We start from the raw sequence: 25,023 nt of genomic DNA, 5'->3' as shown, positions 1-25,023 counted from the left end.
GCGGGGGCCGGACCGTCACGGGCGGTCCGGCTTCCCCTCCCCGTACAGCCAGTCCGCCCAGACGCGGCCGAAGTCCACGTCCGGTGCGTGCTCCTCGACGTAGGCCGTGAAGCCGGCGGTGTCCGCGGTGCCGTGGCGGTGGTCGGCCGTCCAGCCCTGGACGAGGTCGTAGAAAGTATCGTCGCCGACCGCCCGGCGGATCTGGTGGACGACCATGGCGCCGCGGTCGTAGACGGGCCGGTCGGAGATGTGCCCGGGGCCGGTCGGCTCGGCGGGCGGGAACGCCCACAGGTCGGCGTCCTCGCTGTCGTACAGCGCCTCGAAGGTCTCCTGGGCGGTGTCGCCGCCCTGGTCCTCCTCCCACAGCCACTCGGCGTAGGTCGCGAACCCCTCGTTGAGCCACATGTCCTGCCAGGAGCGCGGGGTGACGGAGTTGCCGAACCACTGGTGGGCGATCTCGTGGACGAGCAGCGCGATGTCGGGGGCGCCGGGGAAGACGGGACGGTTCTGGGTCTCCAGGGCGTAACCGGAGACGCCTTGGCCGTCGACGATCGCGCCGGTGGAGGAGAAGGGGTACGGCCCGAAGTTGTACGCCGCCCACTCCATGACCTGCGGCAGCCTCGCCAGCACCTTCGCGCTCGCCTCCGCCTCCTCCGGAACGACGGCCGTGTACGCGGGCACGCCGGCGGCGGTCGAGCGGCGGATGTCGTAGTCGCCGACGGCGAGGGTGGCGACGTAGCTCGCCATGGGCTCGGCGGCGCGCCAGGCGAAGGTGGTACGTCCCTTCTCGGTCCGCTCGCTCGTCAACTCCCCGTTGGATACGGCCCGCAGGCCCTCGGGCACGGTGACGGTGATGGCGTAGGAGGCCTTGTCGGAGGGGTGGTGGTTGCCGGGGAACCAGGTCATCGAGCCGATCGGCTCCCCCAGGGCGAGCGCGCCGTCCACGGTGGGGATCCAGCCCTCCTCGGAGCCGTCCGGGTCGGTGATCGTGACCGGGGTGCCGGAGTAGCGGACGGTGACCCGGAAGGTGTCCCTCGCGGCGAGACCGCGCGGCGGGCGGACGGTGAGTTCGTCGCCGGTGCGGTGCCAGCGGGCACGGTCGCCCTCCACGGTCACGCGGTCGACCGTCAGCCCTCTGAGGTCGAGGTTGAAGGCGGACAGGTCCTGGGTGGCGCGGGCGGTGAGGGTCGCGGTGCCGGTGAGGTGGCGGGTGCCGGGGTCGTAGGCGAGGTCGAGGGCGTAGTGGGTGACGTCGTAGCCGCCGTTCCCGGCCTTCGGGAAGTACGGGTCGCCCAGGCCGGAGCTGCCGGGAGTGCCGTGTCCGCCGTCACCGCCGCAGGCCGTGAGCGCGAGCGTGAGCAGAACGGAAACCAGGCGCAGCCGCGCGAACCAGGACACGGTGGCGATCCTACGAGGCCGTGGCGCCTACGCGGCCGTGACCTCGTACGGGGCGTGACACCATCACCTACGTGCTCGACATCGGCTACGCCCTCTCCAACCGCTTCCCGGACCCGCCCCAGACGGACTACCGGAACGCGGACGTCCGCGCCCTGCGCCACGACCTGTTCTGCGGCGACGTCTACCTCGCCGACACCAAGGCGGACCGGGAACTGTCCACAGCCTGGGGATGGGTGCCGGTACTCGACTTCGCGTGGGCGCTGTGCGACATCGTGGAGAACCTCGACCGCGACCCGGCGGGCTCCCGGGCCTCCCGCCCCCAGCACGCGGAACTGGACTTCACCGAGTCCACCGACCGCATGCTCTTCGAACGCCGCTTCGGCTGGGTCGACATCGAGGCCGACTGGATGCCCGCGGAAGACCCCCCACTCACCTTCTCCCACTCCGCCCTGCGCCGCGAGTCCCGCGACTTCCTCCACGACCTGATCGCCGACCTCTGCGACCTCCACGAGGACCTGGCGGACAACCCGGCGATCTGGACGCTCCAGGCACGGTTTCCACGGGTGGGCTGACCCCACCCGCCCGGTGAGGGTGCCGCGCTCCGCCACGCATCCCTCACGCTTGACCGTCCAGCACGCGCGACACCAACTGTCGGTGTTTTGAGGGGATCGTTGGACGGACAGGCGGCCGCCCATCATGGCACCCGCCGCCCGCTCGCCCGCAGTGGCCTCGTCCGACCGGGCCCGCCCCCTCAGCCCAGCTCCAGCACCCCCACCGTCTCCCCCTCCACGACCTCCCCGTTGGGGCGGAAGCCCAGGCGTAGGTAGAAGTTCTCCGGGCCGTGGTCGCCGGGGTGCCAGGTGACGTAGAGCTCCTTGCCGCCGCGGTGGCGGATCTCGGCGGCGACGGAGTCGACGGCGAAACGGCCGTAGCCGCGGCCCTGTTCGCCGTCGGCGATGTTCAGGCGCCACAGGCCGGAGCGGAGGGCGGTGCCGTTCTCGTACCAGTCGATGTCGAAGAAGGCCATGACGAAGCCGACCGCCCGGTCGCCGTCGAGGATCAGTCGCGGCCAGGCCTCGGGGTGTACGTACGCCTCGGCGAGGGACTTCACGACCGGTGCGACTGCGAACTCCTGCTCCGGGCGGACGCGTATGCCGAGGGCGGCGTCGAGGTTCTTGGGGGTGAGCGCTTCGAGGCGGGGGGTGCTGGACGTCATACGCGCAGGTTAGGGCGGGTGGCCGGGTGCGGTCACCCGGGTTTCCGGGTCAGCCCAACTGCCGGTAGCGGCCCCGGAAGTACATCAGCGGCCCTCCCTCGGCGCTGGGCAGGGACGCGGTCAGGACCCGCCCGATCACCAGCGTGTGGTCGCCGGCGACCACGCTCTTCTCCGTGCGGCACTCCAGCGTCGCCAGCGCCCCGCCCACCAGCGGGGCGCCGGTCGCCTCGCCGCGTACGTAGGGGATGTCCTCGAAGAGGAGCCGGTCGCTGATGCGGCCCTTCATGGCGAACCGGCCGGCGATGTGCCGCTGGCTCTCGGACAGCACGGAGACCGCCCACAGGGGCTGCTCGTCGAGCAGGTCGTCCATGCGGGAGCCGGTGCGCAGGCTGACCAGCACCAGGGGTGGGTCGAGGGAGACCGACAGGAACGCCGTCGCCGTCATGCCGACGTCCTCGCCCTTGGGGCCGTCGGCGGCGAGCGGGGGCTCGAAGGCGGTCACCAGGACCACGCCCGACGCCAGCCGGGACATGGCGGCACGGAACTCGTCGTTGCTCACCCCTTCAGCATGCCCGTCGAGGGGCGGGGCGGTGATCGGGGGCGGGGCGGCGGAGGGAATGTTCGGCACGCCCGGAACGCTAGTCTCCGCGGCGAGCGCGGCGCATCGGGCCCCGGGCCGAGACCGGACCTAGGACCACGGACCGACCCTGCGGGGGCGGAGCGCTCCACCGCCCTCCGTCGCGCTCCGTACAAAGTTTGCGTTCAGCAAACGGACAGGAAAAACACAGAAACCCCGCTCAATTGTTCATCTTTCGCTGTGACTTGAGTCACAAGGGGCACTAATTGTTGACCCTGTGTACCGAGTGGGCAGCGCGCTGTGATTCAGTGGCGGGGACGACGCCGAAGACAACCCTTGATTCGCTGCGAGGTCTCGGGGGGAGGGCGAGCATGGAGACCGAGTCGGAGCCGTACGTCCGTCTTGCGACCCTGCGGCAGCTGCACCAGGTCATGGCGGACATGAACACCGCCCGCAGCCTGGCGGACACGCTGCAGACCGTCGCCGACGGCGTGGTCACCGGCCTCGGCTACGAGCTGGCCTGCGTCAACCTCGTCCGCCCCGACGGCGACCTGGTCGTCGCCGCCTTCTCCGGCAACCCCGCCGCCGAGGCGCTGATCACCGGACGCGTCGGCTCCCGCGAGTCCTGGGACCGCCGGCTGGCCATGGGCGAGCACTGGGGTGACCTGGTGTTCATCCCGCACACCGAGGGCTGGGTCCTCGACGACGACGACGTCCCGCAGTGGTACACCGACGGACCCGCGCCCCGCTTCGAGGACGAGTGGCACCCCTCCGACCGCCTCTTCGCGCCGATGTACACGCCCGGCGTGCAGGGCGGCGCCTCCGGCGAGCTGATCGGCGTCCTGTCCGTGGACCGGCCGCGCAACGGCCGGCTGCCGGGCGCGTGGGGCCGCGAGGCGCTCCAGATGTACGCGTTCCAGGCCGCCATCGCGATCAGCAACGCACGTCTACGCGCGAATATGCAGCGGGCACTGGTCAGACTCGAACGCGAGCAGCAGGCGCTTCGGGCGAGCGAGGAGAGCTTCCGCCAGGCCTTCGAGTACGCGCCCTCCGGCATGGCCATCGCCGAGATGGGCGGCGACCAGCACGGCCGGATCCTGCGGACCAACGACGCGCTCTGCCGCCTCCTCGGCCGCCCCGCCTCCGCGATGCGCCGCTACTCCTTCTCCGACCTCGTCCACCCCGAGGACATAGGCACCCTGCTCAGGACCTCCGCCGAAGGAGGCCGGGCGGAACTCCGCCTCGGCCGCCGCGACGGCACCTACGTCTGGGTCTCCCTGCGCAACTCCGTCGTCGCCGACGCCGCCGACGGCCCCCGGTTTCTGCTGACGCACGTCGAGGACATAGAGGAGCGCAAGCGCCGCGAGCTCCAGCTCGCCCACCGCGCCTCCCACGACTCCCTGACCGGCCTGCCGAACTCCGCCGAACTGCGCTCCCGGCTCTCCGCCCGCCTCTGTCAGCGCCAGACCGAGCCCGGCGCCCTCGAATCCCTCGACGCCGCCTACGGCCATCCCGTCTACGACGTCAACGGCCACGGCTTCGACTTCCGCCCCGGCGCGCAGGCCATCGACGCCTACGACCACCATGTGCACACCGTCGCCCCCGAGGGCGAGCGCGACGACGGCACCAAGGGGCTCGCGGTGCTCTTCTGCGACCTCGACGGCTTCAAGTCGATCAACGACCGGTTCGGGCACAACGCCGGTGACGCGGTCCTCATCGAGGTGGCCCGCCGGCTCTCCCGGGGCGTCCGCGACGGCGACACCGTGGCCCGGCTCGGCGGCGACGAGTTCGTCGTCCTCGCCGACGGGCTCGGCCGGGCCGACGCCCAGGACCTCGCCGTACGGCTGCGCAACGAGATCATCCAGCCCATCCGGGTCGACGGACGGGCCATGCGGGTGGGCGCGAGCTTCGGCATCGGGTGGGCGCACTGCGGCATGACGGCTGACGAGGTGCTGAAGTCGGCCGACGAACGGATGTACGTAGAGAAACGATCTCGTCCCAAACAGCACAGGCGCGCTGGGTGAACCCCAGGTCAGCGAGTTGATGCGGTCTGAGTCACCCGTTTGGGGCAGCCGGAGCGGGTAGGCTCGCCCTTCGTCACACACGTACCGCATCGCCCGCACCCGGTGAGGAGACCAGAGGGATGACGTCCGGCAACAACGGCGCGAGCACGCCGCCCGAGGACGACGACCCGTTCGGCTACCTCTACGCCGACGGGCAGGCCAACGGCGCCCAGCCGCCGTCCGGTGGCTACGGCTACCCCAACTCCGTCAACCGGGTGCGCGCGGTCGGCCAGCGCACGTACGGCGGGCAGCAGCAGGCGGTGCCGCAGCAGCAGGGCGCGTACGGCCAGCCGAGCGCCCACTACGCGGCCCCCGAGACCTTCCCCGGCAACGGCGGCGGCCCGACGGCCCCCCAGCAGCCGGCCTACAGCGGCGGCTCCGGTTCCGGTTCCGGCCGCGGCCGGGGGCCCAACACCAAGGGCCTCCTCATCGGCGCGATCGCGGTCGTCGCCGCGGTCGTCATCGGCATCGCGGTCGCCATGGCGGGCGGCGACGACAAGAAGGGCGACGACCCCGGCAACGAGGCGGGCTCCACGCCGACCCAGTCCGAAAGCGCGGAACCGACGCCTACGGGGAGCGACAGCGCCGAGGACGAGGTGAAGTTGCCCGAGATCGACGCGAAGGCGATGCGGCTCGAAGGAGGCGCCGGCACCGCCTCCGCCGTCAAGGGAGCCAAGGCGTCCGGCGGTGTCTACGTCGACGGCTTCAACAAGGTCGGCGCGTCCCTCACTTGGACCGCCAACGGCATCCCCGAGTCCGGCAAGTACACCCTGTACGTCGGCTACAGCGTCCCGGGCAAGGACGGCACCGCCACCCTCACGGTCAACGGCACCCCGGCCACCACGCCGGTCGGCCTGAAGAACTGGGCGAACGCCGATGAGGGCGACTACGAAAAGGGCTGGACGAAGACCTACAACTACGTCCAGCTCAACAAGGGGACCAACACGTTCAAGGTCTCCTGCGAGGAGGGCGACCAGTGCGACGCCCTCATCGACCAGGCATGGCTGGTGGAGGGCTGGGTCGACTCCTAGTCCTGATCACGCGGCGGTGACCTCTCCCGCCACAGTCACCCGCCCCAGCAACTCCTCGTAGGTCCCCCGGTCGAAGTCGCCCGCCGTGGGTGCCTGGACGCTCGCCGCCGACAGGGCCGCTGCCCGTGCCAGGCGGGTGGGCCAGGGGAGTTGTTCCACCAGGCCGGAGAGCAGGCCCGCCACCGCCGCGTCGCCCGCGCCCGTCGGGTTGCCGTGGACGCGGGCCGGAGGGGTGGCGCGCCAGTGGCCGTCGGGGGTGTGGGCGAGGAGGCCGTCGGGGCCGAGGGAGGTCACCACGGACCGGGCGCCCCGGCGTCGTGCGTCCTGCGTGGCGCGGAACGGCTCGTGGGAGCCGGTGAGTTCGGCCAGTTCGTCGGCGTTGGGCTTGATGATGTCGGGGCGTGCGGCGACCCCGCGGCGCAGGGCCTCTCCGGCGGCGTCCAGGAGGACAGGGACGCCCGCCGCCCGCGCCGCGCGGACCAGGCCCGCGTACGCGCCCACCGGCACCCCCGGCGGCAGGCTGCCGCACAGGGCCACCGCCGAGGCCGACGTGAGGAGATCGTCGTAGGCCTCGCGGAAGGCGGACCATTCGGCGGGGGAGATGATCGGGCCCGGTTCGTTGAGCTGGGTGGTGTCGCCGGTGTGTTCGTCGACCACGGCGATCGTGCGGCGGGTCGCCCCGGCGATGGGGAGCAGGGCGTCCGCCAGGCCGCGGGTGGTCCGTAGGCCGTCCTGGACGACCCGGCCCGTGGCGCCGCCCGCGAAGCCCGTGACCGTGACCTCGTGGCCGAGTGCCGCCAGGACGCGGGCCACGTTCAGGCCTTTGCCGCCGGGGCGTTCGGTCACCTCCGAGACGCGGTGCGAGGCGTGGGGTTGCAGCCCCCGTACGCGGTAGGTGATGTCGAGCGCGGTGTTCAGCGTGACCGTGAGGATCACCCGGGCCGACCTCCCCCGAAAATGTGCGTGCCGTCTCTTACGGGGCCCGATCATGCCAAAGAGACGGCGGACGGCCCAGTCCTCGGGCCGTCCGCCGTCCTCCTCCTGCCGGATGAATCAGCCCAGTTGGGGATCGACCACCCACGCGCCCTTGCGCATCACGCCCTTGACGTCGAACGCGGAGTCCAGCAGCACCAGGTCGGCGTCCTTGCCGGGCTCCAGGGAGCCGATGCGGTCGTCCATGCCCAGCAGCCGGGCCGGGTTGGCGGACAGCGCGGCCACCGCGTCCGCCACGGACAGCCCGTCGACCGTCACCGCCCGCTTGAAGGCGCGGTCCAGGGTGAGGGTGGACCCCGCGATCGAGCCGCCCTCCACCAGCCGCGCCACGCCGTCGGCCACCTCCACCTCCAGCGGGCCGAGCATGTAACGCCCGTCGCCGAAGCCCGCCGCGTCCATCGCGTCCGTGATGAACGCGACCCGGGCCGCGCCCGCGTGACGGAACGCCAGCTCCAGCGCGGCCGGGTGCAGATGCGTGCCGTCGTTGATCAGCTCGACGGTGACCCGCTCGTCCTCCAGCAGCGCCGCGATCGGGCCGGGGGCGCGGTGGCCGAGCGCGGGCATCGCGTTGAACAGGTGCGTGGCGACGGTGGCGCCCGCGTCGATCGCCTCGACCGTCTGCTCGTAGCTGGCGTCCGTGTGGCCCACGGCCGCGATGACGCCGTGTTCGGCCAGCAGGCGTACGGAGTCGATGCCGCCGGGCAGTTCGGTGGCGAGGGTGACCATCTTGGCGTGGCCGCGCGCCGCGTCGATCAGCTTGCGGACCTCGGCCGGGTCGGGGTCGCGCAGCAGCTCCTCGGAGTGCGCGCCCTTGCGGCACGGGGAGATGAACGGGCCCTCGAAGTGGATGCCGGCGATGTCGCCCTGCTCGGCCAGCTCGGAAAGCAGTCCCGCGCGCTGGGCGAGGAAGTCCATGTCGCCGGTGACGGTGGAGGCGACGAGGGTGGTGGTGCCGTGCAGGCGGTGGGTGTGGATGCCGGTGAGCACCTCGTCGACGGTGCCCGAGGTGAAGGAGGCTCCGCCGCCGCCGTGGTTGTGGATGTCCACGAAGCCCGGGACCAGGTAGTGGTTGGTTACGTCGATGACGTGCGCGTGCGGGTGGGCGGTGGCGGTGATGCGGGTGTCTTCGACGATCACTTGGCCTGCGCCGATGGTTCCTGTCGGGAGTACGACTCGGGCCCCCTTGAGGATCGTCTGCGGGCCGGTGGGGGCTTGTCGCGCCCGCGCGGCGGTGGCCGCAGATTCAATTGGGCCCCGCGCCCCTGCGTCGGCTGCCATCAGGGGGTTACCTCCGTACGGTCGGTGTGGTTGACGAGGTCCCAGGCCAGCAGGCCGGCCCCGAGACATCCGGCGGTGTCTCCCAACGCCGCCGGGACGATCTCCGGCAGCTTCTGGAATGTGACCCGCTGCCGGACGGCGTCCCGCAGTGGTGTGAACAAGGTTTCCCCCGCCTCGGCGAGGCCGCCACCGATGATCAGGGTGCGGGGGTCCAGCAGGGTGAGGGCGGTGACGAGGCCGTCGGCGAGGGCGTCCACCGCCCGCTGCCAGACCCGTACGGCGTTCGGGTCGCCGGACGCGACGGCCTTGGCGCAGTCCGCGGCGTCCGCCTCCGCGTCCCCGCAGGCCGCGGCCCAGGCCTCGCTGACGGCCGCGGCGGACGCGAACCGTTCCAGGCAGCCGTGCTGCCCGCAGGGGCAGGGGGTGCCGCCGGGGCGCACGACGATGTGGCCGATCTCGCCCGCGAAACCGTGCGCCCCCGCCTCCACCCGGCCGTCCAGGCCGATCGCGCCCGCGATGCCGGTGCCCAGCGCCACGAACAGGAAGCGGTCGGTGCCCCGCCCGGCGCCGACGCGGCCCTCGGCGAGGCCGCCGGTGCGCACGTCGTGGCCGAGGGCGACGGGGATGCCCAGCTCGGCGCCGATCAGCTCGCGCAGGGGTACGTCGCGCCAGCCCAGGTTGGCCGCGTAGGAGGCGATGCCGCGTGCCTCGTCGACGATGCCGGGCACGGCGACGCCGGCGGCGGCCGCGGGTCCGCCCAGCCGCTCGGTGCCGTGGGCGCGCAGCTCGGCGGCGAAGTCGAGGATGGTGCGTACGACCGCCTCGGGGCCGCGCTCGCGGCCGGTCGCCCGGCGGGCCTGGTGCAGCAGCGTGCCGTCCGCCCCGACCAAGGCGGCTTTCATCCCGGTGCCGCCCACGTCGAGGGCGATGACATGTCTCACGGGGGACAGTGTGGACCGCGGACCCGCAAGAGGTCTAGTCCACTCGCGTGGTGTAGACCTTATGACGACGTTTCGAAAGTTTTCGCGGTGGATTTGGGGCTGAAGAGCGGTGCAGCGGCGTAGGACAGGGACGATCGCGGTGGTGTCCGCGCTGGGCATGACGGCGGTCCTGGGCGGCTGCGGCCTCACCGGGGGCTCGGACGAGGTGACGCTGAGGCTGGTCGCCGCCGACTACGGCGACAGCGCGGCCAACAGCTCCAAGAAGTACTGGGACTCCCTGGTCAAGGAGTACGAGGACGCCCACCCCGGGGTGAAGATCGACGTCAGCGTGTACTCCTGGACCGATGTCGACCGCAAGGTCAAGGAGCTGGTCGAGGCCGGCAAGGCGCCCGACATGGCGCAGATCGGCGCGTACGCCGACTACGCCCGGGCCGGCAAGCTCTACACGGCCAGCGAGCTGCTCTCCATCACCACCCAGGCCGACTTCGTGCCGCAGCTCGCCGCCGCCGGAGCGGTCAACGGCACCCAGTACGGCATGCCGTTCGCCTCCTCCACCCGCCTGCTCTTCTACAACAAGACCCTCTTCGACCAGGCAGGCATCCAGCCGCCCCAGACCTGGGAGCAGCTGGCCGCCGACGCCGAGGCGCTGAAGGCGGAGGGCGTGAAGTACCCGTACGCCCTCCCGCTGGGCCCCGAAGAAGCGCAGGCCGAGACCATGCAGTGGCTGCTCAGCGGCGGTGGCGGCTACACCGACCCGAACGCCGGCACCTACGACATCGACTCCGCGGAGAACGTCAAGACCTTCAGCTGGCTCAAGGACGAGCTGGTCGGCAAGGACCTGACCGGGCCCGTCGCGCCCGCGAGCCTCAACCGGGCCGCCGCCTTCGAGGCGTTCACCGATGGTGACGTGGGCATGCTCAACGGGCACCCCTCGCTGATGAAGGCGGCCACCGCCAAGGGTGTGAAGTTCGGCATGGTGCCGATGCCCGGCGCCGACGGGCCGAGCAAGGTCTCCATGGGCGTCGCCGACTGGATGATGGCCTTCAAGCAGAACGGCCAGGCCGAGGAGGTCGGCGACTTCCTCGACTTCGTCTACGACGAGGAGAACGTGCTCGCGTTCTCCCGCGAGTACGACCTGCTGCCCGTGACGAACTCCGTCTCCGAGGTCATGAGCTCGTCGAAGCAGGACACCGAGCTCAAGCCCTTCCTGGAGGCCCTGCCCGCCTCCGAGCTGTACCCCGTGGGCCGGATCTCCTGGGCCGCGGTCAGCGCCGAGGTCAAGCAGAGGATCGGCAAGGCGGTCGGGCCCGGCGGCAACCCGTCGACCGTGCTCCGGGAGCTCCAGGTCACCGCGGTGGCGGAGGAGAACGCCCAGTAGCCCCGCCCCGATGTCAGTGGCGCGGGCTACGGTGCGGGATATGGAACAGGAGCCGCTGGGGCGCAGGGAGCAGGCGATCCTCGCGCTGGAGCGCCGGGGCTTCGCGGGCCCGGGAGCGAAGGAACGCGCGATACGCGAGGAACTCGGGCTGGCCCCCGTCCGCTACTACCAACTCCTCAACGCCCTCCTCGACGACCAACGAGCCCTGGCCCACGACCCGATCACGGTGAACCGCCTGAGACGGGTCCGGGACACCCGCCGTTCGGAGCGCTGAACGGGGGGCCGCGGGGCATCTGCCGGTGGGGCCGGGGGTGGGAAGCCCGCCGGTCTGGGCGTGGGGTGCAGGGCGCCCGCCTGTCGGGGCGTCCTGGGCGCGGTGCGCCCGCCGGTGGGCGCACGGGTGCGTGGGTGCGGGGTGTCCGCCGGGCGGAGTCCTGGGTGCGGGTGTGGGGGGTCCGCCGCTCGGAGCCGTGAGCGTGGGCTGGTGCGCCGGCCGGAGCCGCCTGCCCGGCGTGGTCGGGGTGCCCTGCTTCAGCGGGTGGCGCACGGTGCAGCCGCCGTCCGGGGCGCGGGGCCACCGCGCGCCGGTCGGCTCGCCGAGTGCGGGCCGCGGGGGCCCGGACGGTGGGGCTACAACCGGGCCGCGAGGGTTCTCAGCAGCGCTACTACCCCCGCCGGGCCCGGTACCACCACGTCCGCCCTCTCCTCCAGGTCCGGGACCTCTCCGCTGCCGCTGCACACCAGCAGGCCCGGGGTGCCGTCGGTGCGGAGCTTGTCCACGGCGGCGTAGGCGGGGAGGTCGCCCAGGTCGTCGCCGGCGTAGAGGACCGAGGTGGCGTCGATCTCGCGGACGTAGTCGAGGAGGGCGACGCCCTTGTCCATGCCGGGCGGGCGGAGTTCCAGGACCATGCGGCCCGGCTCGACGATCAGGCCGTGGCGGGCGGCCAGTTCGGTGAGGGGCTCGCGCAGGGCCTCGAACGCGGCCTGGGGGTCCTCGGCGCGGCGGGTGTGGACGGCCACCGCGCTGCCCTTCTCCTCGACCCAGGTGCCCTGCCGGGCCCCGACCCCGTCGAGGACTCCGGGCAGCTCGGCGCGGACGGCCGCGACTCCCGGGTCGGGGTCGGGGGCGGTGACGGAGGCGGAGACGGCGTCCCAGCGCTCGGCGCCGTAGTGGCCGAGGACGACGAGGTGCTCCAGACCGGGAACGCCGGCGAAACCGCCGTAGCGGACCGCGACGTCGGCCGGACGTCCGGTGACCACGGCGACCGCGGCCACCTTCGGCGCGAGCGCGGCGAGCGCGGGCACCGCGTCGGGGTGGGCGCGGGCCTGTTCGGGGTCCGACACGATCGGGGAGAGCGTGCCGTCGAAGTCGAGCGCGATCACCGCGCGGCCGGGCCGCGCGAGGATCGCGTCAAGACCCGCACGCCCGGCGGGGGTGGAAGGGGTCGGCAGTGCGTCCGTGGAGTCCGTGTGGCTGCCCATACGGGGACCCTATCCACGGGAGCCGGAGGCACGCACGGCAGATCTCAGCCCGTCAGCGCGCGCAACTGCTCCAGGAACCACGCCGCCGGTGGCAGCGCCGTCGCGGACGCCGCCAGCCTCTTCGTACGCTCCGCCCGCTCGTCCGCCGCCATCCCCAGGGCCTCGTGCAGCGCGTTCGCCGTGCCGCCGATGTCGTACGGGTTGACCACGATCGCGTCCTCGCCCAGCTCCTCGAACGCCCCGGCCTCCCGCGACAGCACCAGCGCGCAGCCCTCGTCGGAGACGACCGGCACCTCCTTCGCGACCAGGTTCATGCCGTCCCGGATGGGGTTCACGAGCGCCACGTCGGCCAGCCGGTACGCCGCCAGGGAGCGCGCGAAGTCGTCCTTGACGTGCAGCACGACCGGCGTCCAGTCCGCCGTGCCGAACTCCTCGTTGATCGAGTCCGCCACCCGCCGCACTTCCGCCGTGTAGTCGCGGTACACCGCCAGGTCCTGCCGGGAGGGGTACGCGAAGGCGACGTGCACCACCCGTTCCTGCCACCACGGGAAGTCCGTCAGCAGCTCCCGGTAGGCCAGCAGGCCGCGCACGATGTTCTTCGACAGCTCCGTGCGGTCCACCCGCACGACCGTCTTCCGCGGCTGTCCGTCCGGCCCCGCGCCGATCTCCGCGCGCAGCGCCGCCATCCGCTCCTCGACGTCGGCCTCGTGCGACCGCTCGCGCAGGAAGTCCGCGTCGGCGCCCAGGCCGTGCACGCCGACCCGGGTGTCCCCGAGGCCGCCCACGATCTCCGTGCAGCACGCGGTGAACGCCTCCGCCCAGCGGTGGGTGAGGAAGCCGAGCAGGTCCGCGCCGAGCATGCCCTCCAGCACCTCGCGGGCCACCCGGTCGGGCAGCATGCGGAAGTAGTCCACCGGTGCCCACGGGGTGTGCGAGAAGTGGGCGATCCGCAGGTCCGGGCGCAGCCGGCGCAGCATCCCGGGGACGAGGGTGAGGTGGTAGTCCTGGACCAGGACCGCCGCGCCGTCGCCCGCCTCCTCGGCCAGCGCCTCCGCGAAGGCCCGGTTGTAGCGGGCGTAGTTCCCCCACTGCCGCCAGAACTCGTTGTCGAACACCGGCTCGACCGGCGTCTGGTACAGCATGTGGTGGACGAACCAGAGCACGGAGTTGGCGACGCCGTTGTACGCGTCGGCATGGACCTCGGCGTCGATGTCCAGCATCCGTACGCCCGTCTCTCCGACGCCGCGCCGAACCGCCTCGCGGTCACCGTCGGACAGTGCCGAGCACACCCACAGGGCGCCGGCGTCCGGGCCGATGGCCGACAGGCCCGACACCAGTCCGCCGCCGCCCCGCTTGGCGTGCAGCGATCCGTCCTCCTGCACCTCGTAGGACACCGGGCCGCGATTGGACGCGACCAGCACCTGTGCAGCACCGTGCGTGGAAGCCATACGCCTCAACCTAGCCCGAGCCGGAAACGCTCAAACGTACGAGACGCATGGCGCGACGTGCGTTACGCCACCTTGCGCGACGCGTACTCCACGATCTCCACCATCGGCGGCCGCTCCTCCGTGTCCACGGAGTACGTACGCGGCTCGAAACCGTCCTCGCCCCGCTCGAACTGGGTGAGCGAGGGGCGGATCAGATGCCCGCGGGCCAGCCGCAGCTGGGCGGTGCGGTAGATCGCGGCGGACATCCGGCCCAGCGCCTGCCCGTCCTGGTGCCGGTGCTTGCGCACGCCCACGTCGACCTGGGCCAGCGCGTCCAGGCCCACCAGGTGCAGGGCGTCGACGAGCATGCCCAGCTCCACGCCGTAGCCGACGGGGAAGGGGAGCTGTTCCAGCAGGCCGCGGCGGGCCGCGTACTCCCCGCCCAGCGGCTGCACGAAGCCCGCGAGCTGCGGCCAGTGCATGTTCAGCAGCGGGCGGGCCATCAGCTCGGTGACCCGGCCGCCCTGTCCGGCGGCCTGGCCGAGCGGACGGTCGTACATCGCCTTGACCAGGTCCACCCCGGGCTCGGTGAGCAGCGGGCCCACGATCCCCGAGACGAACTCCGACCGGAACTCCTTCAGGTCGGCGTCGATGAAGCAGACGATGTCCCCGCCGGTGGCCAGCAGGGAGCGCCACAGCACCTCGCCCTTGCCGGGGACGGTCGGGATGCGCGGCAGGATCGCGTCGCGGTGCACGACTCTTGCCCCGGCCGCCGCGGCGACCTCGGAGGTGCGGTCGGTCGACCCGGAGTCGACGACGACGATCTCGTCGACGAGCGGGACCTGCTGCATGAGGTCATGACGGATCACGGCGACGATGTCACCGACCGTCTCCTCCTCGTTGAGCGCGGGCAGCACGACGGAGACCGACTGGCCCGTGCGCTGCTTGGCGTTCAGCAGCTGGTGGAGGGGGCGGTCCGTCACGGACCAGGAGCGGGTGCTCAGCCAGCGCTCGACTTCTTCCAGCACAGTGCGCGGCTCCTTAGCGTTCTCTTGGCGAGTTCCCTGGATGCACGTGGGACGCACGTGGTGATCCATCTCGCGGTTCGGACGACTATCTCAACTGTCCAGGGCGTCGGTTACAGTCTTGAACAACGCGGATGACCATCGCATGTCCGGGATCATCCGCTGTCACAACTTCATACCGCTCATCCAGAGGGGCAGAGGGATACGGCCCGATGAAGCCCCGGCAACCCTCCAGCCGGTCTCGTTCGCGCGAGGCTCCCGGCTAGGGAAGGTGCCAAATCCGTCTCACGGCGAGATGCGTCGTGAGGAAGATGAGGAGAAAGGGCCTCGCCTCACATGGCTGTGCAGACTGTTGCAACCACCGGGAACTCCACCGTCGACCTCGGTCCCGCCGCGGCCCTGAGCTGCCGCGAGTGCGGTCACCGCGTCCCCCTCGGACCGGTCTTCGCCTGCGAGGAGTGTTTCGGCCCGCTGGAGATCGCCTACGACTTCTCGGCCTACGACGCCGAGGACCTCCGCAAGCGCATCGAAGCGGGCCCCGCGAACATCTGGCGTTACGCGCCGCTGCTGCCCGTCCCCGCGGACGTGGCCGACAAGCCCAACCTCAATCCGGGCTGGACCAAGCTCGTCAAGGCCGACAATCTGGCCCGCGAACTCGGCGTCACCGGCGGTTTGTATGTGAAGGACGACTCCGGTAACCCGACGCACTCCTTCAAGGACCGGGTCGTCGCCCAGGCCCTGGAGGCCGCGCGCGCCTTCGGCTTCACCACGCTCTCCTGCTCCTCCACCGGCAACCTCGCCGGTGCCGTCGGCGCCGCCGCCGCCCGCGCCGGCTTCCGCTCCTGCGTGTTCATCCCGCACGACCTGGAGCAGGGCAAGGTCGTCATGGCCGCGGTCTACGGCGGTGAGCTCGTCGGTATCGAGGGCAACTACGACGACGTGAACCGCTTCTGCTCCGAGCTGATCGGCGACCCGGCCGGCGAGGGCTGGGGCTTCGTCAACGTCAACCTGCGGCCGTACTACGCGGAAGGGTCCAAGACCCTCGCGTACGAGATCTGCGAGCAGCTCGGCTGGCGGCTGCCCGACCAGCTCGTCGTGCCGATCGCCTCCGGCTCGCAGCTCACGAAGATCGACAAGGGGCTGCAGGAGCTGATCAAGCTCGGGCTCGTCGAGGACAAGCCGTACAAGATCTTCGGCGCGCAGGCCGAGGGCTGCTCGCCGGTGTCGGTGGCGTACAAGGCGGGTCACGACGTGGTCCGCCCGCAGAAGCCGAACACCATCGCCAAGTCGCTGGCCATCGGCAACCCGGCGGACGGGCCGTACGTCCTGGACATCGCGCGGCGGACCGGCGGTGCGGTGGAGGACGTGACGGACGAGCAGGTCGTCGACGCGATCAAGCTGCTCGCGCAGACCGAGGGCATCTTCGCGGAGACCGCGGGCGGTGTGACGGTGGGCGTGACGAAGAAGCTCATCGAGAACGGCCTGCTGGACCCGGCGCTGACGACGGTCGTCCTGAACACCGGCGACGGCCTCAAGACCCTCGACGCGGTGGCCGGCACCGGCCTGACCGCCACGATCCGTCCCAACCTTGATTCTTTCCGAGAGGCTGGCCTCGCATGAGCGTTTCCGTCCGCATCCCCACCATCCTGCGCACCTACACCGGCGGCCAGGCCGAGGTGACCGCCGAGGGCGGCACCCTCGCCGAGGTCATCGCCGACCTGGAGAAGAACCACACCGGCATCGCCGCCCGGGTGCTCGACGACCAGGGTCAGCTGCGCCGGTTCGTCAATGTCTACGTCAACGACGACGACGTCCGCTTCGAGCAGGGCCTGGAGACGGCGACGCCGGACGGCGCCGGAGTCTCGATCATTCCGGCCGTCGCCGGAGGCTGACCCTTACCGTCGGTAATCGCCGTCACTGTCAGCTCGTTGAATTGCCCTCTCCGTAAGAGAAACGGAGGGGGCAATTCTGCATGGTTGAGCGCGATAGAGTTGGGGAAACAGCGGCTTCCCGCATGCCGGGCGCATATGTGCCCGGACTCCGCATGCGATGAGAAGTAGCCAAAGTGTGCGTGCCTTTTGCGCCTTCTGTGCCTTTTGTGGGGCCCGACTTGCCCTGAATTCGGACGAATTCTCACCACATTCCGGACCGGGCGCGTCCAGAATTCTCGTCCGATTGACCTGTTGCAGACGGCAGTTGGACAGATACATTCAGCCGCGGTCGACGCGTTCCGGCGCACGCCCCCAAACCGTGGGGGGTGAGGTCTGACCCGGATCTGCGAAGTGTGGATCTGTGCAAGGGCCAGTAATAGGGGAGTTAGGCATGGCTCAGGGCACCGTCAAGTGGTTCAACGCGGAGAAGGGGTACGGCTTCATCGCGGTCGACGGTGGTGCGGATGTTTTCGTCCACTACAGCGCGATCCAGATGGACGGCTACCGCACCCTGGAAGAGGGCCAGCGGGTCGAGTTCGAGATCTCGCAGGGCCAGAAGGGCCCGCAGGCCGACATGGTTCGCGTCACTGCCTGAACGCGCGACCAACGAACCGCAAGCGACGTCTTCTGACGAAGGGCTCGTGTCCCGGGGTACCCACCCCTCGGGCACGAGCCCTTCGTCATGCCGGCGCTCCGGGCGCAACCGGCCCGCTTCGCGGGCGCACCTTGCACTCGAAGGGGTCGAGTGCTAATCATTGGCGTTAGCACTCTGAAGGTGAGAGTGACAACGAGGACCGGGTCGGTGAGGCCCGCTGGCCGGGTGGGGCAAGGAACCACGAGGCAGGCAGGCCGTCCGTCGCGGGCGCGGGCGCGGTCCATTTGCGGTACTCACCCCCAGTCCTGGAGGGACCACTTCACATGGCCAAGATCATCGCGTTCGACGAGGAGGCGCGGCGCGGCCTTGAGCGCGGTATGAACCAGCTCGCCGACGCCGTCAAGGTCACCCTCGGCCCCAAGGGCCGCAACGTCGTCCTTGAGAAGAAGTGGGGCGCCCCCACGATCACCAACGATGGTGTGTCCATCGCCAAGGAGATCGAGCTGGAGGACCCGTACGAGAAGATCGGCGCCGAGCTGGTCAAGGAAGTCGCCAAGAAGACGGACGACGTCGCCGGTGACGGTACGACCACCGCGACCGTTCTCGCCCAGGCTCTGGTCAAGGAAGGCCTGCGCAACGTAGCCGCCGGCGCCAACCCGATGGCCCTCAAGCGCGGTATCGAGAAGGCCGTCGAGGCCGTCTCCGCCGCCCTGCTGGAGCAGGCGAAGGACGTCGAGACCAAGGAGCAGATCGCCTCCACGGCCTCCATCTCCGCCGCCGACACCCAGATCGGCGAGCTCATCGCCGAGGCCATGGACAAGGTCGGCAAGGAAGGCGTCATCACCGTCGAGGAGTCCCAGACCTTCGGTCTGGAGCTGGAGCTCACCGAGGGTATGCGCTTCGACAAGGGCTACATCTCGGCGTACTTCGCCACCGACATGGAGCGTATGGAGGCCGTCCTCGACGACCCGTACATCCTCATCGCCAACTCCAAGATCTCCGCGGTCAAGGACCTGCTCCCGCTCCTGGAGAAGGTCATGCAGTCGGGCAAGCCGCTGCTGATCATCGCCGAGGACGTCGAGGGCGAGGCCCTGTCGACCCTGGTCGTCAACAAGATCCGCGGCACCTTCAAGTCCGTCGCCGTCAAGGCCCCGGGCTTCGGTGACCGCCGCAAGGCCATGCTCGGCGACATCGCCATCCTCACGGGCGGCGAGGTCATCTCCGAGGAGGTCGGCCTCAAGCTGGAGAACGCGACCCTGGACCTCCTGGGCCGCGCCCGCAAGGTCGTCATCACCAAGGACGAGACCACCATCGTCGACGGTGCCGGCTCCGCCGACCAGGTCGCCGGTCGCGTGAACCAGATCCGCGCCGAGATCGAGAACAGCGACTCGGACTACGACCGCGAGAAGCTGCAGGAGCGCCTGGCGAAGCTCGCCGGCGGTGTCGCGGTCATCAAGGCCGGTGCCGCCACCGAGGTGGAGCTCAAGGAGCGCAAGCACCGCATCGAGGACGCCGTGCGCAACGCCAAGGCGGCCGTCGAGGAGGGCATCGTCGCCGGTGGTGGCGTGGCCCTGCTGCAGGCCTCCGGTGTCTTCGAGAAGCTGGAGCTGGAGGGTGACGAGGCGACCGGTGCCGCCGCCGTCAAGCTCGCCCTTGAGGCCCCGCTGAAGCAGATCGCCGTCAACGCCGGCCTCGAGGGCGGTGTCGTGGTGGAGAAGGTGCGCAACCTGACCCCGGGCCACGGCCTGAACGCCGCGACCGGCGAGTACGTCGACCTGGTCGCCGAGGGCATCATCGACCCGGCGAAGGTGACGCGTTCCGCGCTGCAGAACGCCGCGTCGATCGCCGCGCTGTTCCTCACCACCGAGGCCGTCATCGCCGACAAGCCGGAGAAGGCCGCCGCGGCCGCTCCGGGCGGCATGCCGGGCGGTGACATGGACTTCTGATCCTTCAGGGGATCTTCTGGTCCCACCGAGGATCGCGAGTCCGTAGCTGTACCACGCCGAGGGCGGCACTCCCTGGTCACAGGGGGTGCCGCCCTCGGGTGTGTCCGGCGTCACAGAGCGGGCGGAAATGGTGTGGTCGGCGGGGCTGTTGACCCGTAAACCTGGTCCATGCGCATGCACATACCGAGGAGTACTCCGCGTGACTGCCACCTCCGCCGAGCCCGGGTCCCGGGCCGCCGACGTCCTGTCCCGTCCGGTCACCATCAACGGCCTGACCGTCCCGAACCGCATCGTGATGGCGCCCATGACGCGCAACTTCTCCCCGGGCGGCGTTCCGGGCGCGGACGTGGCCTCGTACTACTCCCGCCGGGCGGCCGCGGGCGTCGGACTGATCGTCACCGAGGGCACCTACGTCGGCCACGAGTCGGCCGGTGACAGCGACCGCGTGCCCCGCTTCCACGGCGAGGAGCAGCTGGCGGGCTGGGCGAAGGTCGCCGAGGAGGTGCACGCGGCGGGCGGGAAGATCGTGCCGCAGCTGTGGCACATCGGCATGGTGCGTGAAGCGGGCGCCCCGCCGTTCGCGGACGCCCCCGCGGTCGGCCCCTCCGGCCTCCGCCTGGACGGCACCGAGGGCGCCGGAAAGGCGATGACCCAGGCCGACCTCGACGATGTCGTCGCCGCGTTCGCGGAAGCCGCGGCGAACGCCGAGCGCATCGGCTTCGACGGCGTCGAGCTGCACGGCGCCCACGGCTACCTCATCGACCAGTTCCTGTGGTCCCGCACCAACCGCCGCACCGACGCCTACGGCGGTGACCTGGTGGCCCGTACCAAGTTCGCGGCGGAGATCGCGGCCGCGGTCCGGGCGGCGGTCTCCCCGTCCTTCCCGGTGATCTTCCGCTACTCGCAGTGGAAGTCCTACCACTTCGACGCCCGGCTCGCCGAGACCCCCCAGGAGCTGGAAGCCCTGCTCGCCCCGCTCGTCGCGGCCGGTGTCGACGCCTTCCACGCCTCCACGCGCCGCTACTGGCTGCCCGAGTTCGACGGCTCCGACCTCAACCTCGCCGGCTGGACGAAGAAGCTGACCGGCAAGCCCGCCATCACGGTCGGCTCGGTCGGCCTCGACGGCGAGTTCATCAAGTCCTTCCAGGGCGAGGGCGCCCAGGTGAAGGGCATCGACGACCTCCTGGACCGGCTGGAGCGCGACGAGTTCGACCTGGTGGCGGTGGGGCGGGCGCTGCTTCAGGACCCGGAGTGGGCCGCGAAGGTGCTGGCCGGACGCTTCGACGAGCTGGCTCCGTACGAGGTGGCGTCGCTGCGGTCGTTGAGCTGAGTCGATCCGGGCCTCGTAGCTTGCCCGGCTTGGGGGCTGCCGTGTGTCACGTCGTCCAGTAGTCGCGCTCCGGCAGCTCCACCCACGCGTCCGGCGGGCCCATGACGCAACGGGCGTCGGTCGGGCGCAGGCCGGCGTAGGCGAGGGAGAAGGAGACGGCGCTGTAGTGGTGGACGTAGGCGAACAGGACGTCCTCCGGGCTGTCCTCGGGATACGGCCCACCGCCCGGGTGGAGGTCCCAGCCCTCGCCGACGCCGTCGCGGAAGACGGAACCCTGGTTGCCGCTCTTGGGGTTGGCGTACAGGCCGTAGGCGAGGGTGCCTTCCGACAGCAGCTTCATGGCGACCGTCTGCTGCGGGGCGTAGCCCCAGGGCTGGGTGACGACGCATCCGCCGGGGACGGTCGTCACGCCGACGATCCTCAGTGACTCGTCCATGTCGAAGGCGTACGGATCTTCCAGCAGTTCGTCCAGAAGTCCGCCGTCCGCCGGGGTCGCCGCCAGACGCCGTATCGCCTCCTCGGCGTCGATCCCGGCCACGCATGCCAGGCCCAGGCCGTCGTAATAGAGGTCCCCGAGGACCGCTTTCAGCCGCCGCCCCTCCTCAACCACCGCTCGCTCGGCCTCCGTCAGCCCCGGCACCCCCTCGGGCAGCGGGAACAGACCCGGCTCCGGCCCGGCGAGGCTCAGCCGTCCCGGCGACCAGCCGCCGAAACCCGTCCACCACGGGTCGGCCCCGGCGGCGGCCAGCGCCCGCGCGTTCTCCGTACGACCGTCGAGGACCGCGTCCCACAAGGCTGTCGTGCCGTTCTCCAACGCGTCTACGTCCGCCACTCGCCGCGCCAACTCCGCGACGACTTCCGGCGAGCCGAACACGGCGGCCCGGTGCAACGGCCGCCCCCCTCCACGCCCCCACCGCTCAGGATCGGCCCCCGCCTCAAGCCGCCGCCGCACCTCCTCGCGGTCCTTCCAGCCCTCGTACTCCATCCCCGCCCAGCCGTGCATCTCGTCCACCATCGCCCGCCCCTCTCGATCTCCGTACCGACACTGTGGCAGGCGCCACTGACAGTGCTGGGCGGTCACCGACTCTCGGGAGCGGGGCGGGACTTGCCGGTGGTCGGCAGGCCGCCGAAGACATAAGTCGTTGCGAAGCCCACCGCGTACCCCGTCAGCAGCCCGCCCGCGTAGATCGCGGCCGTCCGCCACAGCCCTCCCGCGCCCCCCGCCAGCAGCGGGAACAGTGCCCAGCCCGAGGGGCCGATCGCCGTCGCCCCCACCTTCGTGCCGAGCATGGCGAACAGGCCGACGAACGCCCCGCCCGCCGCCCCGCCCACGCAGGCGGTGAGGAAGGGGCGGCCCAGGGGGAGCGAGACTCCGTAGATCAGAGGTTCGCCGACGCCCAACAGCCCCGCGGGGAGGGCGGACTTGATGGTCGTGCGCATGGAGGTGTCGTGGCGCAGGCGGACGTAGACCGCGATCGCCGCGCCGACCTGGCCCGCGCCCGCCATCGCGAGGACGGGGAGCAGAACGGTGTGGCCCTGTTGTTCGATCAGGGTGGCGTGGATGGGGATCAGGGCCTGGTGGAGGCCGAGCATGACCAGGGGGAGGAACAGGCCGCCGAGGGCGAGGCCCGCGAATGCTCCCGTCGTTGCCAGGAGCCAGTTCGATGCCGTGCCGATGGCGGAGGAGACTGTGCCGGCCGCGTACATGAGGACGTACAGCGTGCCCAGGCCGGCGGTCAGGACCGTCACCGTGGGTGTGATCAGGACGTCCAGGGCGGCGGGGGCGCGTCCCCGGCACCACTTCTCCACGTACGTGCCCAGCAGGGCCGCCGCCAGGGCGCCGAGTACTCCACCCTGGCCGGGGGCGAGAGGCACGCCGAACGCGGTTACGTTTGCGACCCCCGGGTACACCACGATCGCCGCCACCGCTCCGCCCAGGACCGGGGTGCCGCCGAACTCCTTCGCCGTGTTGTAGCCGACGAACACCGCGATGAGGGACATGAAGGCGCCGGAGATCACCGACAGCGCCGGAGTCACGCCCGGCAGCCGACCCAGGTTCAGGAGCAGCCCGTTCAGGCCTGCCAGCACTCCGCAGCCGATCAGTGCGGGGATCAGCGGGACGAAGATGTTCGCCAGTCGTCGCAGGAGCAACTTCGCCGGGGTCGCGTTGCGCTGTTGGTGTGACCGTTTGAGCAGTAGTGCCTCGAAGGCGCGGGTCACCGTCGTCACCACGCCCGGTCCCAGCACGATCTGGTACGTGTCGTCGTCCTCGACGACCCCGAGCACACCCGGCACCGCCCGTACGCCGTCCCCGTCGACCAGGGAGGCGTCGGCCAGGCCCAGGCGCAGGCGGGTCATGCAGTGGGCGACGGAGGTGACGTTCGCGGGGCCGCCGACCAGGGGGAGGAGGGCGGCGGCGGTGTCGTGGGAGGAGGTGTTCACCCCCGCAGACTGGGGTCAGCCGCCCGCCGCCGCCAGCGCGGCACGCAGGTGGCCGTCGGACTCCTCCAGAAGGCGGGCGGCCGTCGGGCCGTCGACGCCGGCGAGGACGACCAGGATGGCGTTCTTCACCTCGCCGCCGGTGGCCGCCAGGGCGCGTTCGATCTCGTCGTCCCGCGCGCCGGTCGCGAGCGCGACGATACGGCGGGAGCGGGCGCGCAGCTTGTCGTTCGAGGCGCGCACGTCGACCATCAGGTTTCCGTAGGTCTTGCCCAGGCGGATCATCGTGATCGTCGAGAGCATGTTGAGGACGAGCTTCTGGGCGGTGCCGGACTTCAGGCGGGTGGAGCCGGTGAGGAGTTCCGGGCCCACGACGATCTCGATGCCGTGGTCGGCGGCGGCCGCGAGCGCGCTGTCGGCGTTGCAGGCCAGGCCGATGGTCAACGCGCCCAGGGCGCGGGCGTGTTCGACGGCGCCGAGGGCGTACGGGGTGCGGCCGGAGGCGGAGATGCCGACCACCGTGTCGGCGGGGGTGAGGGCGAGCGCGTCGAGGTCGGCGCGGGCCAGTTCCGGGGAGTCCTCGGCGCCCTCCACCGAGGTGACCAGGGCCTCCGGGCCGCCCGCGATGAGCCCGACGACCTGTGTCGGGTCGGTGTTGAAGGTGGGCGGGCACTCGGAGGCGTCCAGGACGCCGAGCCGTCCGGCGGTGCCCGCGCCCGCGTAGACCAGTCGGCCGCCGCGTGCCATGCGTTCGGCCACGGCGTCGATGGCGGCGGCGATCTCGGGCAGCCGCTCGGCCACGGCGGCGGGTACGGAGGTGTCCTCGCCGTTCATCAGGCGGGCGATGTCGAGGGTGGGGAGGCGGTCGATGTCGGCCAGCTCGGGGCGGAAGGCCTCGGTGGTCAGGGACTCCAGCTCGGCGCGGAGATCACGGGATGCGGAGGTCATGGAGGTGCGGCTCATTTCGGAATGTCTGCGGGTGCTGTCGGCCACCGCCGGTGCGCGAGGCGCCGTTACCGCCGGTGCCGGTGTGCGAGGGCCTCGTACGACGCCGAGAGGGCGGGCGCGGCCGTCTCGTACGTCCGTTGCGCCACGCCCACGAACAGGCAGTCCACGACGAGGAGCTGACTGGTCCGGGACGACATGGCGGCCGGGCGCAGCTCGCTCTCGCGCGCGGTGGACGTGGTCAGGACGTGGTCGGCGTACTGGGTGACGGGGCCGTCCGGACGGCCGGTGATCGCCACGGTCGTGGCCCCGTGCTCGAAGGCGACCCGCAGGGGTTCGATGACGTCGCCGGTCGACCCGGAGTGCGTGATCGCGATCGCCACGTCCCCTGCCCTCAGCTGGACGGCGTTCGTCACGGCGAGGTGGGGGTCGCTGTGCGCGTGGGCTATCAGCCCTATGCGCAGGAGCTTCTGGGTGAGGTCCTGGGCGACCAGGCCCGAGGCGCCGACGCCGTACACGTCGATGCGCCGGGCGGCGGCCGCGGCCGTGACCGCCGCGCCGAGCTGCGCGGTGTCGAGGCCGGCCGCGGTGTCGGCGAGGGTCTGCTGCTCGTCGTAGGCCAGCTTCGCCACGACGTCCGCGATGGGGTCGTCCACCGCGATGTCCGTGGTGATGGCGGGCGCCCGCCCGGACTGCTGTTGCGCCGCGAGACCGGCGAGCGCGAGCCTGAGATCCCGGTAGCCGGGGTAGCCGAGCAGCCGGGCGGTGCGGACGACGGTCGCCTCGCTGGTGCCGGTGAGTTCGGCGAGGCCGGTGACGGTGAGGGCGGCGCAGCCGGCCGGGTCACCGGCGACGGCCTCGGCGACCCGTTGCATGGAACGGGTCATCGACGGCGCCAGTGTGCGCACCTTGGCCGCGAGGGCGGCGGGCGCGGGGGGCGGGCCGCCGGGCTGACCCGGGTTCCCGAAAGTTTCCTTCACATGCTGGGTCACGTGTGAAAGATATTTTCGCCTCGGGGTTGTGGTCAA

General features: G+C 71.4%; 23 protein-coding genes and 1 riboswitch. Of the genes, 10 read left to right on the top strand and 13 right to left on the bottom strand.

All coding sequences use genetic code 11. The features are described 5' to 3' along the window. Positions 1-15 precede the first annotated feature (15 nt). Entirely contained in the window at positions 16-1,398 is a 1,383-nt protein-coding gene (locus ICC28_RS16650; RefSeq protein WP_188289352.1) for a M1 family metallopeptidase, read from the bottom strand. Positions 1,399-1,469: 71 nt separating this feature from the next. Between ICC28_RS16650 and ICC28_RS16645 the strand changes: the two genes are divergently transcribed. Continuing rightward, on the top strand, positions 1,470-1,970 hold the full coding sequence (locus tag ICC28_RS16645; protein ID WP_188289351.1) for a hypothetical protein: 501 nt from the start codon (positions 1,470-1,472) through the stop codon (positions 1,968-1,970). A 179-nt stretch (positions 1,971-2,149) separates the two neighbouring features. Here ICC28_RS16645 and ICC28_RS16640 read toward each other — a convergent pair whose 3' ends face one another. Together ICC28_RS16640 and ICC28_RS16635 are read right to left on the bottom strand one after the other, a co-directional pair. Then, complete coding sequence (locus ICC28_RS16640) at positions 2,150-2,614, bottom strand: GNAT family N-acetyltransferase (RefSeq protein WP_188289350.1); 465 nt, start codon at positions 2,612-2,614, stop codon at positions 2,150-2,152. A 49-nt stretch (positions 2,615-2,663) separates the two neighbouring features. After that, positions 2,664-3,242, bottom strand: a complete 579-nt coding sequence (locus ICC28_RS16635) for a flavin reductase family protein (RefSeq protein WP_188289349.1) — start codon at positions 3,240-3,242, stop codon at positions 2,664-2,666. Between the two features lie 320 nt (positions 3,243-3,562). Between ICC28_RS16635 and cdgB the strand changes: the two genes are divergently transcribed. Beyond that, complete coding sequence (cdgB, locus tag ICC28_RS16630) at positions 3,563-5,215, top strand: diguanylate cyclase CdgB (RefSeq protein ID WP_188289348.1); 1,653 nt, start codon at positions 3,563-3,565, stop codon at positions 5,213-5,215. Positions 5,216-5,334: 119 nt separating this feature from the next. Beyond that, positions 5,335-6,285 (top strand): carbohydrate-binding protein, encoded by a 951-nt coding sequence (locus tag ICC28_RS16625; RefSeq protein WP_188289347.1) that lies wholly within the window; start codon positions 5,335-5,337, stop codon positions 6,283-6,285. 6 nt (positions 6,286-6,291) lie between these two features. Here the strand turns inward: ICC28_RS16625 and ICC28_RS16620 are convergent, their stop codons facing one another. The 3 genes from ICC28_RS16620 to ICC28_RS16610 form a co-directional block, all read right to left on the bottom strand. Next, positions 6,292-7,221 carry a 1-phosphofructokinase family hexose kinase gene (locus ICC28_RS16620; protein WP_188289346.1) on the bottom strand — a complete coding sequence of 310 codons (930 nt, stop codon included), beginning with the start codon at positions 7,219-7,221 and terminating at the stop codon, positions 6,292-6,294. A 117-nt stretch (positions 7,222-7,338) separates the two neighbouring features. Next, complete coding sequence (gene nagA, locus ICC28_RS16615) at positions 7,339-8,556, bottom strand: N-acetylglucosamine-6-phosphate deacetylase (RefSeq protein ID WP_188289345.1); 1,218 nt, start codon at positions 8,554-8,556, stop codon at positions 7,339-7,341. Next, positions 8,556-9,497: an ROK family protein gene (locus tag ICC28_RS16610; RefSeq protein ID WP_188289344.1), complete on the bottom strand. Its 942-nt coding sequence runs from the start codon at positions 9,495-9,497 to the stop codon at positions 8,556-8,558. Before ICC28_RS16610 ends, nagA begins: the two co-directional genes overlap by 1 nt. Positions 9,498-9,654: 157 nt before the next feature. On the opposite strand from ICC28_RS16610, the gene ICC28_RS16605 reads away from it, so the two are divergent. Both ICC28_RS16605 and ICC28_RS16600 read left to right on the top strand, forming a co-directional pair. Beyond that, positions 9,655-10,875 (top strand): ABC transporter substrate-binding protein, encoded by a 1,221-nt coding sequence (locus ICC28_RS16605; protein WP_188289495.1) that lies wholly within the window; start codon positions 9,655-9,657, stop codon positions 10,873-10,875. A gap of 40 nt (positions 10,876-10,915) precedes the next feature. Further along, positions 10,916-11,149 (top strand): DUF3263 domain-containing protein, encoded by a 234-nt coding sequence (locus tag ICC28_RS16600; protein WP_188289343.1) that lies wholly within the window; start codon positions 10,916-10,918, stop codon positions 11,147-11,149. A 356-nt stretch (positions 11,150-11,505) separates the two neighbouring features. Here the strand turns inward: ICC28_RS16600 and otsB are convergent, their stop codons facing one another. The 3 genes from otsB to ICC28_RS16585 form a co-directional block, all read right to left on the bottom strand. Next, on the bottom strand, positions 11,506-12,357 hold the full coding sequence (otsB, locus tag ICC28_RS16595) for a trehalose-phosphatase (protein ID WP_188289342.1): 852 nt from the start codon (positions 12,355-12,357) through the stop codon (positions 11,506-11,508). A gap of 44 nt (positions 12,358-12,401) precedes the next feature. Further along, a complete protein-coding gene (locus tag ICC28_RS16590) occupies positions 12,402-13,805 on the bottom strand; it encodes a trehalose-6-phosphate synthase (RefSeq protein ID WP_188289341.1) in 1,404 nt (467 codons plus the stop codon). 62 nt (positions 13,806-13,867) lie between these two features. After that, complete coding sequence (locus ICC28_RS16585) at positions 13,868-14,812, bottom strand: glucosyl-3-phosphoglycerate synthase (protein ID WP_188289340.1); 945 nt, start codon at positions 14,810-14,812, stop codon at positions 13,868-13,870. Positions 14,813-14,988: 176 nt separating this feature from the next. Continuing rightward, positions 14,989-15,127: riboswitch (SAM riboswitch) on the top strand. A gap of 18 nt (positions 15,128-15,145) precedes the next feature. Here ICC28_RS16585 and thrC point away from each other — a divergent pair. The 5 genes from thrC to ICC28_RS16560 all read left to right on the top strand — a co-directional run bounded on the left by thrC (position 15,146) and on the right by ICC28_RS16560 (position 20,611). After that, a complete protein-coding gene (gene thrC, locus ICC28_RS16580; protein WP_188289339.1) occupies positions 15,146-16,429 on the top strand; it encodes a threonine synthase in 1,284 nt (427 codons plus the stop codon). Further along, positions 16,426-16,701 carry a MoaD/ThiS family protein gene (locus tag ICC28_RS16575; protein ID WP_188289338.1) on the top strand — a complete coding sequence of 92 codons (276 nt, stop codon included), beginning with the start codon at positions 16,426-16,428 and terminating at the stop codon, positions 16,699-16,701. The genes thrC and ICC28_RS16575 overlap by 4 nt, the downstream gene beginning before the upstream one ends. 430 nt (positions 16,702-17,131) lie before the next feature. Continuing rightward, positions 17,132-17,335, top strand: coding sequence for a cold-shock protein (locus tag ICC28_RS16570; RefSeq protein WP_004986573.1), 204 nt, complete (start codon positions 17,132-17,134; stop codon positions 17,333-17,335). Between the two features lie 323 nt (positions 17,336-17,658). Then, complete coding sequence (gene groL / locus ICC28_RS16565; RefSeq protein ID WP_188289337.1) at positions 17,659-19,281, top strand: chaperonin GroEL; 1,623 nt, start codon at positions 17,659-17,661, stop codon at positions 19,279-19,281. A 199-nt stretch (positions 19,282-19,480) separates the two neighbouring features. Continuing rightward, positions 19,481-20,611, top strand: coding sequence for an NADH:flavin oxidoreductase (locus tag ICC28_RS16560; RefSeq protein ID WP_188289336.1), 1,131 nt, complete (start codon positions 19,481-19,483; stop codon positions 20,609-20,611). A gap of 46 nt (positions 20,612-20,657) precedes the next feature. On the opposite strand, the gene ICC28_RS16555 is transcribed toward ICC28_RS16560, so the two are convergent. The 4 genes from ICC28_RS16555 to ICC28_RS16540 all read right to left on the bottom strand — a co-directional run bounded on the left by ICC28_RS16555 (position 20,658) and on the right by ICC28_RS16540 (position 24,987). Next, the gene (locus ICC28_RS16555; RefSeq protein ID WP_223188953.1) at positions 20,658-21,626 is read right to left on the bottom strand and encodes an ankyrin repeat domain-containing protein; all 969 of its coding nucleotides are present in this window, start codon (positions 21,624-21,626) and stop codon (positions 20,658-20,660) included. 62 nt (positions 21,627-21,688) lie between these two features. Continuing rightward, positions 21,689-23,053: a PTS transporter subunit EIIC gene (locus tag ICC28_RS16550; protein WP_188289335.1), complete on the bottom strand. Its 1,365-nt coding sequence runs from the start codon at positions 23,051-23,053 to the stop codon at positions 21,689-21,691. Between the two features lie 15 nt (positions 23,054-23,068). Further along, positions 23,069-23,998, bottom strand: a complete 930-nt coding sequence (murQ, locus tag ICC28_RS16545) for an N-acetylmuramic acid 6-phosphate etherase (RefSeq protein WP_188289334.1) — start codon at positions 23,996-23,998, stop codon at positions 23,069-23,071. A 65-nt stretch (positions 23,999-24,063) separates the two neighbouring features. Then, the gene (locus tag ICC28_RS16540) at positions 24,064-24,987 is read right to left on the bottom strand and encodes a MurR/RpiR family transcriptional regulator (protein WP_188289333.1); all 924 of its coding nucleotides are present in this window, start codon (positions 24,985-24,987) and stop codon (positions 24,064-24,066) included. Between the last annotated feature and the right edge of the window lie 36 nt (positions 24,988-25,023).

The sequence above is a fragment of the Streptomyces sp. TRM68416 genome (assembly GCF_014596915.1).
Lineage (GTDB): Bacteria > Actinomycetota > Actinomycetes > Streptomycetales > Streptomycetaceae > Streptomyces.
The sequence above is the reverse complement of the archived record's forward strand: the minus strand, read 5'-3'. Positions and strand labels throughout refer to the sequence as shown.

Excerpts from the sequence above, each read along its gene's own strand:
- ICC28_RS16625 (WP_188289347.1), top strand. The coding sequence starts at position 5,335 with ATGACGTCCGGCAACAACGGCGCGAGCACGCCGCCCGAGGACGACGAC.
- thrC (WP_188289339.1), top strand. The coding sequence starts at position 15,146 with ATGGCTGTGCAGACTGTTGCAACCACCGGGAACTCCACCGTCGACCTC.
- otsB (WP_188289342.1), bottom strand. The coding sequence starts at position 12,357 with ATGGGCAGCCACACGGACTCCACGGACGCACTGCCGACCCCTTCCACC.
- nagA (WP_188289345.1), bottom strand. The coding sequence starts at position 8,556 with ATGGCAGCCGACGCAGGGGCGCGGGGCCCAATTGAATCTGCGGCCACC.
- ICC28_RS16570 (WP_004986573.1), top strand. The coding sequence starts at position 17,132 with ATGGCTCAGGGCACCGTCAAGTGGTTCAACGCGGAGAAGGGGTACGGC.
- ICC28_RS16605 (WP_188289495.1), top strand. The coding sequence starts at position 9,655 with ATGACGGCGGTCCTGGGCGGCTGCGGCCTCACCGGGGGCTCGGACGAG.
- groL (WP_188289337.1), top strand. The coding sequence starts at position 17,659 with ATGGCCAAGATCATCGCGTTCGACGAGGAGGCGCGGCGCGGCCTTGAG.
- ICC28_RS16640 (WP_188289350.1), bottom strand. The coding sequence starts at position 2,614 with ATGACGTCCAGCACCCCCCGCCTCGAAGCGCTCACCCCCAAGAACCTC.
- ICC28_RS16575 (WP_188289338.1), top strand. The coding sequence starts at position 16,426 with ATGAGCGTTTCCGTCCGCATCCCCACCATCCTGCGCACCTACACCGGC.
- ICC28_RS16600 (WP_188289343.1), top strand. The coding sequence starts at position 10,916 with ATGGAACAGGAGCCGCTGGGGCGCAGGGAGCAGGCGATCCTCGCGCTG.
- murQ (WP_188289334.1), bottom strand. The coding sequence starts at position 23,998 with ATGACCTCCGCATCCCGTGATCTCCGCGCCGAGCTGGAGTCCCTGACC.
- ICC28_RS16555 (WP_223188953.1), bottom strand. The coding sequence starts at position 21,626 with ATGGTGGACGAGATGCACGGCTGGGCGGGGATGGAGTACGAGGGCTGG.
- cdgB (WP_188289348.1), top strand. The coding sequence starts at position 3,563 with ATGGAGACCGAGTCGGAGCCGTACGTCCGTCTTGCGACCCTGCGGCAG.
- ICC28_RS16590 (WP_188289341.1), bottom strand. The coding sequence starts at position 13,805 with ATGGCTTCCACGCACGGTGCTGCACAGGTGCTGGTCGCGTCCAATCGC.